Genomic DNA, 10,873 nt, shown 5'->3' with positions numbered 1-10,873 from the left:
GAAGAACCTGTTCCGTCATCGGAAGACACGGTACCGCGGGCTGGCGAAGAACACTGCACAGCTGTTCACCTTGTTTGCCTTTGCCAATCTGGTGCTTGCCGGCCGTACCTTTGGGAGCGCTCGCGCCCGAACTCCGTCCTGAATGGGGAAACGCGTGCCGCGACACGCCGAAACCTGCTCGGCAGCGTCGAATAGACGCAAAAAATAGCTGATTTCGGCGCTCGTCTCTGCCGGCACCGGTTTGTCGCACCGGCGCGAAGGAAACCTTATTTATTCAGCGCTTCCTTAAGGATCTCCATTAGACCGAAGCTACCGTCCCCCAGTGCAAGCGCGAGGTCGAGAAAACCATCACCGTTGAAGTCATCTACCGCCTGGTACTGCGGAACGGCGAGGTTCGATTCGGTGATCAATAGCGGTGGGATGCGGAAGCTGCCGTCCCCATTGCCAGTCAGAATGGCGGTGCGGCTACCGTTCAGGGCAATTGCTACGACCAGGTCTTCGAAGGTATCGCGGTTGAAATCGGCGACGTCGATATCTGTTGCATCCATGCCGAGATTGTTCTCGGGGATGAGCGTCAGCGTAGGCTGTTGCGCAAACGTGCCATCGCCATTGCCGAGCAGGATGGTCACTCGCGAACGCGAACTGGCAATCGCCAGATCCTTATTGCCATCCCGATTAAAGTCGCCGAATGCTATTTTTGCCGTCTCGATGCCGATATCGATGTCGCGGTTAGGCTGGAAGCTGCCGTCGCCATTGCCCATCATGAGCGTAATCGAGCGGCCGACAATACACGGCGCGGTATAGCATGCGATTTGATGACCGATGACGACATCGAGCTTGCCGTCATTATTCAGATCAGTTGCAACGACCGTTGGAGAATCAAGCCCCGACGTATTGGAAAAATTGCGCGGTGCCTGGAACGTGCCGTCGCCATTTCCGAGGAGTAAAGACAGACCGATTTTCGGGTCGTTGATGGTGGACACCAAATCGATCTTGCCGTCGCCATTAAAGTCGCCAGCGGCAACGTCCTGCGACGAGCTTGCCACCGGATAGGCAAGCGCGGCGGCGAACGTCCCATTGCCATTGGCCAGTTGCACCTGTACGGCATTGCCTCCGCTTCCAGCCAAGTCAAGCCTGCCATCGCCATTAAAATCGGCGGCGATATGGGTATTGCCAAGAATTGGATGATCGGTTCGGGTGAAGGTCGCAGCCGTCGTGGCGGCGAAGGCGTTGGTAGCGCTCAGGGTCGCCATGAAAAATGCGAGCACGACAAGCGCGAGGCAAAGCGGCTTGCATGAATTAACCTGACGAATCGGGTAGGTCATCGGCGGCTCATCTACACGCGGGTAGCAAATACGCGGCCCTTTCCTTTTTTAGCCTAGACCATATTCTTCTGTTGTCAACGATGATTGATTGAATAAATCACGGGGACGTTTCTGGCTTTTGGCTGCGGGAACGCCGGGAACAGGGTTTTCTTCAACCACCGTTTTGGGCGCAATCGAATGTCCGGTCCTGGCTGATTCATGCCGTCCAGTGTGCGGCAATTCCCGACCCTGAGCGGACTGTGCTGCCTTGGTCTCGAACTCGCGAATATAGGTTTCGACAGGAAGAGCAGTTCCTGCGACTTCAACCGTGCCTGTCAGTTTGCTGACCAAACGGGATAACTCGTCGGCTCGAAGTGGTAGGTCATCTGCAATGCATGATCTTCCCTCATCAGCACTTGGGACAGTCCTTGTTTCAACATGTCGTCGAAGTCCACGCCATCCGGCGGCGGCGTGGTATTCATGCTCAGGTCGGGAACCGAGGTCAACTCGACTTTTGACGCCGCAACACAAGTGCCCCGCGCGCCGCGGCCCTCCAACAAGTTGCCGCGTCTGGCTTCGTCACAGGCGCGGGTGATCGTCGTCAGGTCGACATCCAATTGCGCCGCCAGCTGGCGCTGCGGGGTCGGGCAGTCGCCCGGTTTCAGTGATCCATCCGCCACTGCCGCCTGCAGGGCATCTGCAATCTGCAGGAAACGCGGCCCGCCGTGCACGGCCAATCGCGGCAACCAAATTATCAAATCAACATCTTGCATGGATTTCAACTGAGACATTTTGTCTCAATGTATGAAAATTGCTTTTACGTAGAATGCTTCAGAACGTGCAGCAAGACCATACTTGCATGGCATTCCGCTAACGTTTCCGATGGTTCGAACAAACAATGAAGCTGCTGAAGCAGCGTTTTGAGGTAATGCTCCTCATGATAGATAGTGTCAAGTAATAGCCAGGAAATACTCAAAATGATGGATTGGTTCCCTCTAGTCTTCGGTACATTCAAGGTTCTCGTGTTGGGCACGGGCATGTTCTTCGCCATCAAGTGGCATTACGATAAAAGAAAGAAGGAAAAGGAGAAGGAGAACGAGAAGAAGAATAACGAAACCAGCGGACCGTAAGCGCCCACCGGACACACCCTTGACGCCTCAGATTAGTCGGCTGATATCCAGTGATGCGGCATCAATTCCTCGATGTGGCTATTGGGCAGCGTCCGCAGGCGGGTCAGAGCTCGCTGCGGCAAATAGCATCGACATCGCTGCGTGACGATTAATCCGCAAGCCATGAGGCATTACCTTGATGTGCTTCATAGCCGTTGCTCTCGGCATTTGCAAATTGCCGCTGGTGTGAGTTGGCGTCATATCTGCGGAGCGGGTCTGCTCGGTGGCATTGGATTTACGATGTCCATCTTCATTACGAACCTTGCGTTCGTCGGATACTCAGAACTTGTCACTTCATCGAAGATGGCAATCTTCCTCCGTCGCTGACAGCAGGTGTTGCAGGCTACCTTTGGCTCCAGACATTCGGGAACCACTTGCTTCAGATGACGATGTCGAAACCATGGATCTCGAACAGCAAACTTGACGTGGGCTAGATGTCCACTTTTGGCTGAAAGCTTCGTGCTATGACCGGCAGCTCCCGACCCACAGCAGACGCTCAATCCTCATTTGACCTGGACGTCGTATTCGCCACGTGACAATTCGGCGAGGCGGGCAAGTCCTTGGTCGATTTCCGGACTCCAATGCACAGGAACAATGACCATTCGCTCCACTTTCAGCCGCCGCTTGCCTTCCGCATTCAAATCGATTTCGATGCGATCACCGATCTTCCTTATCGACTCGACACCGCGGTAGCACCCGAACGCTTGGTCATCTCGTTCGATGTACAGACCGTCCAGGCGAAGACGCCTGTCTTGCTCGTCCGTTTGCAGAGGATATTGAAGCATCAAGTATTCCGCGGACTGTCCCTCATTAGCGCAGAATGCGAAAACCGCCATGGCATCGTCCTCCTCGAACGACACCATGTCCGCCACAAGTTCTTCATTCATCTGCCTGGCTCTCTCGCAATTTATTGGAACGTCCGCTGCTGGCCGGTTGCAGACCTAATTGGGCCGTCTGCTACCACCGAGAGCGAAATAGGTTAAAGGACACTCTCGGCCGGCTGTGAACTATACGAAACCGACATGCGCTGGGAATCATTTCTTGAGCTCACTTTTGTGTGTGGCCACGTTAAATGATTCTTAAGACTATCAGATCCTTTGTCGGTCCTGCCGTTATTTCGGGATCAGCAAGTGACTCAACCAAGTCACGAAAAACGTCAGATGCAATAGTATAAGTCTCAGGCGACCGTGACTCCATATACTGTGAGTTCGACCATACAATTAAGATTGGTTTTTCTGGAAGGTCGTTTAGGCCAGACCAGAGTGAGTCGGACAGCGCATCCCAGCTTCGGTTACTCACCAATGGTGGATCCAACGGAAAGGTAGAGCGAATAGCATCAAAGAACTCGTCCTTAGACTTAATCATTTCAGGGAGGCGGAAAACGCGTCCTCCTTTACGGAGGACGGCTGCAGTGATCCTGGCTGCCGTCTCAACGTCAACAGATCTAAAACCATTTGTTTTGGACATGCTCATAACGAAATTCGAACGCTAGGCCCATATTTTTCCTGGCAACTGTTCGCATCGACCGGCACGAGGACTCAGCGTAGTCGAGCTACCGAAAAACGGCAATACCGGGGCTACCATTGTCGAGTGGCCGCTTCCGACCCTTTGCAGACGTTTGCCCCGGCTACTTCCTGTAGTCGGGTATCCATTCGAGTAAGTCAGTTAAGCCGATATCAACACCTGACTGGGAAAGCAGTGTGCTTGCTTGCCCGCGGTGATGTGTCTGGTGATTAAACAGGTGTAGCAACAAGCTCCCAAAAGTTTTCTGAAAGTCGCCACGCGAGTTCCTGTATAGGAGCGGTTGCACGAGATCTCTATCGGAGACCTCTGCCGCCATGGCCTCGATGATCGCGTCCAACCGGATACGATGTTTCAGCAGTACGTCGAGATCGTCGCTAAATACGTGCGCAAGAGTAGTTGGAGCTGGAATTTTGACCATCGCTTTCAACGACAACAAGTCCGAGGGATGCGCCATAAATCGCCGTAGCCAAATAGTGTCGCCAGCGACAATATGATTCAAGGTCCCAAGTATCGAGCCAAAAAACGCACCCAAGTCGACACTCAGTACTTCCTTCGGCAAGGACGCCGCGGCTGAGTAGAGCTTTGCATTCATGGAGGCGTTATATGAGGCTAATAGAACGATGTCTTCCCGGGTCGGCATTCTTACTTTTGTCCTTATTAAGTGTCGTCGATGACGTCTGCTCTTGGCCGACTGCCGCCGGTCGCCCAAGGACCGGAACCGCCCCATTGCGGACGTTCGTCTAAGGCGTAATAGCAGTCGTTACTGGCTAGTTTTAATCCAAGATTAGCTCGACATTATCTTCGTGCTCCGAACCGCCGGGTCCATGATCTTTGATGATCTCGACGAGCCAGTCAAAAACCGTTGCACCCTCACAGGCTTCTGCCATTTTTAGTTCATTAATGACTGAAGCGACATTTTCAAGGTGGCATGTTGTCACGCACTTTCGCAGTACGCGCTGCGTCTCGCTGTAGCCAAGTCGGTCCTTTGACAACTTGTGATGTTTCCAGACCAAAGTGAAGCCATCTTCGGGCGTGCCAAAACCTCCTCGTAGGACGTCATTGAACGCATCGAGGTTAGTGCCCCATCTCGCACCGTTAAGCGCACGCGCTTGAAAGTGCTCATAGAACTCGTCAAGCGAGGAAAAGCACTCTCCATCGATTGTAATAACTGGCTTACTCATCGTTATTCTCGGTGCAAGCGACTGACGTATTATGAACTGCCCAGACAGCCATCAGGGTCCGCTTCTGGCCCAGGCTGTGTAAAAACACGGTGACGCCGCATTTTCAGGGGGGCGGTTACCATTGCTGCCCCTGCGAAAACGCCGCAGCGGCCGTTTTGGAGGGCCGGGTTTGGCGGTGGCTGCGTCTGGCCAGCGTTTTTACACAGCCTGGGCCGATAGCTGACGCTTAGAATACGAGGTTGCTGCCACTAGAGCAAGTAAGTGATTTTGTTAGGCGCTCTTATGCTGAGCGTCACCTTCTAGGGAGAATTCAATGAGCGAATGGTGTATGGAGCCCAAGGCGTTCACAGGAACGTTGGGCATCGAGGAACACAAGGCATCCGTCTCGTTCACTGTCGGGCTGGACAAAGCCGGTCACACCCACATTGAGTTTGAGAGGCTCCCCTTAAACGAGCAGACTGCGTTTCTTCAAACCTACTTCGACAAAGTTGAACAGGGCCGGTTCCCTCGCTTCACGTTGGTGGGAGAGGCGGGCGACAGAGCGCGATTTGAGTGCGACAACGTCATTTTGACCAGCCTTAAGCCGCAAGACGTCTTAGCGGAAGGTTACAGGGCGTCTGATGAGGCCCCCCGGTATGTCTGCACCATGGGGCCGCAAGCTTCCTATTCCTTGACGCGGATCACCATGGCTGCGACGCGCAAGAAGGACGTTGACGATCCCCAAGGCCATAAGGGCGGAGCGCTTCCCGTGTTGCTCTGGCGGGTGAAAGGTTTTGACAGTTTTCAGATCCTCAGCGCGACATGTCCGCTCGGCGTGATACAGATGGTCGGCGGAACCGATATGAACGGGAAGGATCAGCTTTCGGGATTTTTGCGGATAAGCGCTGCCAGCGCGCCGCCAGATGTTGATGAGTGGCGACGACAAGCGGACGCGTTATGTCGCCACATTCACCACGTAATGTCGTTCGCGGCGTGCGCGATGCTGGGCGTTCCGATCCGCGAGTTCTATCATGAGAACGTTGTCGTGATCGAGGCCTATTCAAAAAGCGGGCAGCAGCGTTCAGAAACACCCGTGTTCCACTACTTGGATATGCAGGATATATTCGATTGCGCGGTGCGGTCTCACTTCGAGCCTGCCTTTGAGGTCAAAAACCTCCACTTTGCGATCCAGTGGTTCGCCATGTTGTCAACGGCGATTGAAAACTGATACGGATTTCGTCGTGCCAGCGATTTAAAACTGATACACCGCCGTCGCCGAACACCGTCCGTGTTCAGCCAATTTCTGCGACATCGCTTCCCCTCATCATCCCGGCCTGTCGCTGGTGCTTCAGCCGGTAGCTCTCGCCTGCAATCGGCACGATATGCGCATGGTGCAGCAGCCGGTCGAGCAGGGCTGCGGTCAGCGTCGTATCCTGCGCAAACGTCGTGTCCCATTGCCCGAACGGCAGATTGCTGGTCACGATCAGGCTGCTGCGTTCATACAGAGCCGCGATTACCTGGAAGAACAGGTTTGCCTGTTCCCGGTTCATCGGCAAGTAGCCGATCTCGTCGATGATCAAGAGCCGGTACGCCTTGATCGCGCGGTGCATCACCACTTTTAAATTGTTCTGGGTATGCGCCGTCGTCAATGCCAGCATCAGGTCGGCCGCCGTCGTGAAGCGCGTCTTGATGCCCGCCTGGGTGGCCTTGTAGCCCAGTGCCATAGCGAGGTGCGTCTTGCCCACGCCGCTGGGGCCGACCAGCACCACGTTCTCATGCCGCTCGACGAAGCCCAGGCCGGCCAGCTCCTCGACCTGGCTGCGCTTTACGCCTTTGGCGAAGTCATAGTTAAAATCGTCCAGCGTCTTCACCGCCGGGAATCCTGCCAGCCGGGTCATCGTGCTTTGTTTGCGCACGTTGCGTCCGGCGAATTCCTCCCTCAGCAGCCCCTCCAGGAAGTCGCTGTAGGCCATCTCCTGCTTCGCAGCCTTCTGGGTTGCGGCGCCGTAGCCCTGTGCCACGAACGGCAGATTCAGGCTCTCGCACAACGCTGCGATACGCTCATGCTGCAGATTCATGCGGCCACCGCTTCCGATACCCGCACCAGCAGCGCGTCGTACACCTGCAGCGGATGCTGCAACGGCGACGGTAGCGCGATCCGCTCCACCACTGCCGCCGGCCGCGGCACCGCAGGTGCTGCAGAAGCTGGTTGCGGCCTGGCTGCCGCGATGTCCGCCCGCCACGGTGCCGGCAGCGCTTGCAGGTGCTCCACTTCCCGCTTCAATGCTTCGGCCGGCGGCTCTCCGGTCGTGCCGTGGGTGCGCGCATTGGCCACCTCGCGCAGCCAGTGGGCTACTTCCACGTTGGCGGTCACGACGTCGAGCTTCTGGCCGCTCTGCGCAAGCCGGCTCGCCAGCGGCACGTAGAACGAGCGACGCAGGTAGCCGTTGAACCGTTCGACCTTGCCCTTGGTCATGGCCCGGTACGGCTGGCACAGCTTGATGACAAAGCCGCTATGCCTGGCGTAGTCCAGGAAACCTGCGTGGAAGCGGTGCTCGCCCTCACCGTAGGCGTCACGCTCCAGCACCACCGTCTTCATGTTGTCGTACAGGACCCGCTTCGTCACGCCACCGAACGCCGCAAAGGCGCGTTCGTGGCAGGCGATCAGGGTTTCCACCTTCATGTTGCTGACGAACTCCACGTAACTGGCCCGGCTAAAGCCGAGCGTCGCGCAGAACGCGTGCAATGGCGCGCTGCCTTTGCGGAACTCGACCCAGTCGACCTGCAACTGCTCGCCCATCGCCGTTTCGAAACGCACCACCGGGTCGGCAGGAGGCGCCGGGCGCACGGTGCGCATGAACGCCCTCAACTGGCTCATGCCGCCCTCATAGCCGCGCGCGGCAATCTCGCGGTACAGCACGGTGGCCGGAATGACGTCGGGCTGTGCGGCTTGCTGACGCTCCCTCAGGTACTGCTCGAACTGCGCCAGCTTCGTCTGGCGTTTGACTTTGCGTTCGTACTTCGGCACAGCCTCCAGGGCCAGATGCCGGCGCACTGTGTTCACTGCGCAGCCCACCTCGGCGGCGATCTGCCGAAGGCTTAACCCATGTCTCTTCAGGAGTTGAATTTCCACGTACACCTCTTTGGGTTTCAAGGCCGCTCCGCAAAGCGGCCATCTTCTCAAAATGGTGTATCAGTTTTCAATCGCTGCCTGTATCAGTTTACAACCGCTGCTGACACATGTGTGGGGACTACCGCGAGTCCAAGCTGATTACATCCATGACAGTGTTGGAAAACTTGATCGACTCGAATTTGACGGACAACGACACCAAGATCCTACCAGATAAGGTGTTTGAAAAACTCCGCAAGAAACTGAGCAGCGTAGTGAAGGAGCTGGCGCCCGAGTGGAGCGACAATGATGAGGAGCAAAAGGCCTACATTAAAGAGTTAAACGATCGCTTCTCCGATCTCAAGCGCCGATCGCTTATGGACAAGATCTCGCTGTTGGCCAAGCGTTGGGGCGTTGACTTGAGTGGCGTTCCCGAAGAGTTTATCAAGGAGGCCAAGCGGGCGAGAGATCAAGTGGTGCATCGGGGGTACTATCAGCCCAAGGCCGGCGCGGCACGAGATCTTCACGATCATGTCGTCACAGTGAGGGAGGTCGTCGTCCGCTTCATTCTGACAACCTTGCGGTTCGAGGGCAGTTACCTGTCCTACTTCGGTGGGTATCAAACCAGGACATTCAAGAAGGTCGCGCCTGCTCCTGGCCACATTGCCGGCGCGCCAGTGCCGTTTACGTACGGAGATTAGTCCCGATCCGCCAGGTAGCGCAATCAGTGCGTTAGATATGATAGTCGCGCGCGGTCGACATGGATGATGTTCGCTCCTGGCCGACAGCAGCCTACCATGACCGGCAGCTCTCGACCCGAAGCGGACATCCATGATTCGACGAACCGTAGTTCATAGGCTCAGCTGAGAAGCTCGCGACGATTAGATGGTGCACCAGCGACTTGTCGCTAAATCGTACGCAACCTTTCCGCTCCGTCGAAGAGCCTGTAACCGTTCATTAATCGTGGTATCTGCACTATCACTTGGCGATACACCAGCCCGACGAATGTTAAGGCGCAGTGCCTGATTATGGACAGCAGGAACCTCAGACAGTTCATTACGCCGGAACGGACGGCTAGTGAGCGTTTCAACAATTGCAGAGTCGAGAGAAGTGAAATCGCGCTTCATCATGCTTATCTACGTAGTTGCCGTGGAATCTCATCAGTGATATTCCGCTCTTGGCCGAACAGGGAAGTTCGCACGGTAGCTTTCCTCCATTAGAATGGCACCTCGGCCGCTCCAAACTTCAGCGGGCAAGGCTGCGATACCACGTTTGCCTTCCTGCTCCGGTTGGCTCGACCATACTCTTGATTTCGAACTGCTTTGAGCGTTTCAGAAGCTGTCGCCAAGTCACGCAGCCGTATCTGGTCGGAACTTGTGCGCTGTCTCTCTTTTTGATCAATTCAAGTGCTGCGGTTAAAGGGGTCCATCCTTCTATCTGGCATGACCTCTCTGCCAAGCGCAACTCCGCGACGACCGAGCTTCTTTGCCACGATACCGTTCCGTCGGGATTGATACCATGTACGAAAGCGTTTTCAAACGTCTGAGACTGCACAAACGAGGAAGCTTTTACCCGTACCTCATCGAGAGCCATGGCCCAGGCTTTAAGTTGCTGGCAGCCGCCTTCAATACGCCAGTAGCACCTGTCGAGGTACAGTGAAGCATCATAGCACTCGTTCTCCTCGGAGATATCGAATCGCTCAATGAGGTGGTGGACCAACTCATTGCGTAGATCGACAAGTTCAGCCAAGGAGGCCGTGGTCTCTTCGTAGGCTTCAGATGATAAGGAAAAGCTGTAGCTGATTTCGACTCTGGGAACACCTACAGTGCTGGGCTCGGCTCCGTCCTCTTGATCGACCCTCTGGTTCACAAGCGCGGCGCATAGGTGCTCGCCAGTGAACTGTTTAACGAGGGTGCCTAAAGTCTTTTTTCGCATATCCGCCGCTCGTCTTTCTCGTGCGGCCAAAAGGTCCTCAGGTGGACCTTTCAGGTTCATGCTGGCGAGCATAGCCTTCAGTAGCCGCTCATATTGCTGCAAGCGTAGCATGCACCGGCCCAGTTTCCGCTGCACGTCTTTTTGCGCCTGTTCTAAGTCGGTTTTCAAGGCACTCACCATTTGAACTGAGCCATGTCAGGTGGGGTCTCCGTCACTGTACGGTTGGCGATTGTCCGCTCTTGGCCAATTGCAGATCTAATTGGAACGTCTGTCCGCTCTTGGCCGCTAACTGCCTAAATAATGATCGAAGTTCTTGATATGGTCGTTCAAGTTTTCCAGCAGCATTTTACGAAATTGTTCAGTGAAATAGTCGACAGCCCGTTCCCTATCCAGTGTCATCTCCCCCGGTGTCAGAATAGTTGTCGCGTCACCTGATGAAGTAAAACGATATCGGGGACGGGCAAGAGAGATCGTGTGAAGCAGTATTCAGCAGAACGGAAAGAAGCGCTGTTGCGGCAGATGATGCCGCCGCAGAACAGGCCGGTGTCGGAGCTGGCCCGCGAGAGCGGGATCACGGAGCAGACCCTTTATACTTGGCGCCGTCAACTTCGTAATCAAGGAACAGCGGTGCCAGGTAGTGGGAAAAATGCCGAGGAATGGACCTCGGAAGAC

Annotated in this window: 15 protein-coding genes and 2 pseudogenes; 6 read left to right on the top strand and 11 right to left on the bottom strand. The window is 55.4% G+C overall.

Features of this window, described 5'->3' with window-relative positions; translation table 11 throughout:
• Nucleotides 1-142, top strand: a pseudogene (locus tag H162_RS34560) (IS5/IS1182 family transposase); the annotation flags it as partial.
• 124 nt (nt 143-266) lie between these two features.
• Here the strand turns inward: H162_RS34560 and H162_RS0128835 are convergent.
• The 3 genes and pseudogenes from H162_RS0128835 to H162_RS0128830 all read right to left on the bottom strand — a co-directional run.
• The gene (locus H162_RS0128835) at nt 267-1,325 is read right to left on the bottom strand and encodes an FG-GAP repeat domain-containing protein (RefSeq protein ID WP_020656950.1); all 1,059 of its coding nucleotides are present in this window, start codon (nt 1,323-1,325) and stop codon (nt 267-269) included.
• Nucleotides 1,326-1,373: 48 nt separating this feature from the next.
• Nucleotides 1,374-1,655, bottom strand: a complete 282-nt coding sequence (locus H162_RS34555; protein WP_156885860.1) for a hypothetical protein — start codon at nt 1,653-1,655, stop codon at nt 1,374-1,376.
• A 23-nt stretch (nt 1,656-1,678) separates the two neighbouring features.
• A pseudogene (locus H162_RS0128830) lies at nt 1,679-2,077 on the bottom strand (GntR family transcriptional regulator); the annotation flags it as partial.
• 204 nt (nt 2,078-2,281) lie between these two features.
• Between H162_RS0128830 and H162_RS34910 the strand changes: the two are divergent.
• Together H162_RS34910 and H162_RS33705 are read left to right on the top strand one after the other, a co-directional pair.
• On the top strand, nt 2,282-2,434 hold the full coding sequence (locus tag H162_RS34910) for a hypothetical protein (RefSeq protein ID WP_020656948.1): 153 nt from the start codon (nt 2,282-2,284) through the stop codon (nt 2,432-2,434).
• Between the two features lie 162 nt (nt 2,435-2,596).
• On the top strand, nt 2,597-2,800 hold the full coding sequence (locus tag H162_RS33705) for a Na+/H+ antiporter NhaA (protein ID WP_229452321.1): 204 nt from the start codon (nt 2,597-2,599) through the stop codon (nt 2,798-2,800).
• Between the two features lie 176 nt (nt 2,801-2,976).
• Here H162_RS33705 and H162_RS0128820 read toward each other — a convergent pair whose 3' ends face one another.
• The 4 genes from H162_RS0128820 to H162_RS33695 all read right to left on the bottom strand — a co-directional run bounded on the left by H162_RS0128820 (nt 2,977) and on the right by H162_RS33695 (nt 5,178).
• Nucleotides 2,977-3,360, bottom strand: coding sequence for an Imm10 family immunity protein (locus H162_RS0128820; protein WP_040788498.1), 384 nt, complete (start codon nt 3,358-3,360; stop codon nt 2,977-2,979).
• Between the two features lie 181 nt (nt 3,361-3,541).
• Entirely contained in the window at nt 3,542-3,838 is a 297-nt protein-coding gene (locus tag H162_RS35835; RefSeq protein WP_371846988.1) for a barstar family protein, read from the bottom strand.
• Between the two features lie 262 nt (nt 3,839-4,100).
• The gene (locus tag H162_RS0128815) at nt 4,101-4,637 is read right to left on the bottom strand and encodes a DinB family protein (RefSeq protein WP_020656946.1); all 537 of its coding nucleotides are present in this window, start codon (nt 4,635-4,637) and stop codon (nt 4,101-4,103) included.
• Nucleotides 4,638-4,770: 133 nt separating this feature from the next.
• Nucleotides 4,771-5,178 (bottom strand): barstar family protein, encoded by a 408-nt coding sequence (locus H162_RS33695; protein ID WP_084677167.1) that lies wholly within the window; start codon nt 5,176-5,178, stop codon nt 4,771-4,773.
• 313 nt (nt 5,179-5,491) lie between these two features.
• Between H162_RS33695 and H162_RS0128805 the strand changes: the two genes are divergently transcribed.
• Complete coding sequence (locus H162_RS0128805) at nt 5,492-6,385, top strand: hypothetical protein (RefSeq protein ID WP_156885859.1); 894 nt, start codon at nt 5,492-5,494, stop codon at nt 6,383-6,385.
• A 64-nt stretch (nt 6,386-6,449) separates the two neighbouring features.
• Here the strand turns inward: H162_RS0128805 and istB are convergent, their stop codons facing one another.
• Nucleotides 6,450-7,235, bottom strand: a complete 786-nt coding sequence (gene istB, locus H162_RS0128800; protein WP_026355238.1) for an IS21-like element helper ATPase IstB — start codon at nt 7,233-7,235, stop codon at nt 6,450-6,452.
• A complete protein-coding gene (gene istA, locus H162_RS0128795; RefSeq protein WP_026355237.1) occupies nt 7,232-8,311 on the bottom strand; it encodes an IS21 family transposase in 1,080 nt (359 codons plus the stop codon). The genes istB and istA overlap by 4 nt, the downstream gene beginning before the upstream one ends.
• A 143-nt stretch (nt 8,312-8,454) precedes the next feature.
• On the opposite strand from istA, the gene H162_RS0128790 reads away from it, so the two are divergent.
• Entirely contained in the window at nt 8,455-8,967 is a 513-nt protein-coding gene (locus H162_RS0128790) for a hypothetical protein (RefSeq protein ID WP_156885858.1), read from the top strand.
• A gap of 544 nt (nt 8,968-9,511) precedes the next feature.
• On the opposite strand, the gene H162_RS32285 is transcribed toward H162_RS0128790, so the two are convergent.
• Together H162_RS32285 and H162_RS35830 are read right to left on the bottom strand one after the other, a co-directional pair.
• Nucleotides 9,512-10,369: an OST-HTH/LOTUS domain-containing protein gene (locus tag H162_RS32285; protein ID WP_156885857.1), complete on the bottom strand. Its 858-nt coding sequence runs from the start codon at nt 10,367-10,369 to the stop codon at nt 9,512-9,514.
• 117 nt (nt 10,370-10,486) lie between these two features.
• On the bottom strand, nt 10,487-10,672 hold the full coding sequence (locus tag H162_RS35830; protein WP_371846986.1) for a DUF3144 domain-containing protein: 186 nt from the start codon (nt 10,670-10,672) through the stop codon (nt 10,487-10,489).
• 3 nt (nt 10,673-10,675) lie between these two features.
• Between H162_RS35830 and H162_RS34550 the strand changes: the two genes are divergently transcribed.
• Nucleotides 10,676-10,873 (top strand): transposase (locus H162_RS34550; protein WP_156885856.1); only part of this gene is annotated, 198 nt, incomplete at its 3' end.

Origin of the sequence: Massilia niastensis DSM 21313 (assembly GCF_000382345.1) — a bacterium.
In the GTDB taxonomy this organism is placed as follows: Bacteria; Pseudomonadota; Gammaproteobacteria; order Burkholderiales; family Burkholderiaceae_D; genus Telluria; species Telluria niastensis.
The sequence above is the reverse complement of the archived record's forward strand: the minus strand, read 5'-3'. Positions and strand labels throughout refer to the sequence as shown.

What these genes read in the sequence shown, in the direction of transcription:
- H162_RS0128835 (WP_020656950.1), bottom strand. Translation starts at nt 1,325, where the DNA reads ATGACCTACCCGATTCGTCAGGTTAATTCATGCAAGCCGCTTTGCCTC.
- H162_RS34910 (WP_020656948.1), top strand. Translation starts at nt 2,282, where the DNA reads ATGATGGATTGGTTCCCTCTAGTCTTCGGTACATTCAAGGTTCTCGTG.
- H162_RS33705 (WP_229452321.1), top strand. Translation starts at nt 2,597, where the DNA reads ATGAGGCATTACCTTGATGTGCTTCATAGCCGTTGCTCTCGGCATTTG.
- H162_RS0128820 (WP_040788498.1), bottom strand. Translation starts at nt 3,360, where the DNA reads ATGAATGAAGAACTTGTGGCGGACATGGTGTCGTTCGAGGAGGACGAT.
- H162_RS35835 (WP_371846988.1), bottom strand. Translation starts at nt 3,838, where the DNA reads ATGATTAAGTCTAAGGACGAGTTCTTTGATGCTATTCGCTCTACCTTT.
- H162_RS0128815 (WP_020656946.1), bottom strand. Translation starts at nt 4,637, where the DNA reads ATGCCGACCCGGGAAGACATCGTTCTATTAGCCTCATATAACGCCTCC.
- H162_RS33695 (WP_084677167.1), bottom strand. Translation starts at nt 5,178, where the DNA reads ATGAGTAAGCCAGTTATTACAATCGATGGAGAGTGCTTTTCCTCGCTT.
- H162_RS0128805 (WP_156885859.1), top strand. Translation starts at nt 5,492, where the DNA reads ATGAGCGAATGGTGTATGGAGCCCAAGGCGTTCACAGGAACGTTGGGC.
- istB (WP_026355238.1), bottom strand. Translation starts at nt 7,235, where the DNA reads ATGAATCTGCAGCATGAGCGTATCGCAGCGTTGTGCGAGAGCCTGAAT.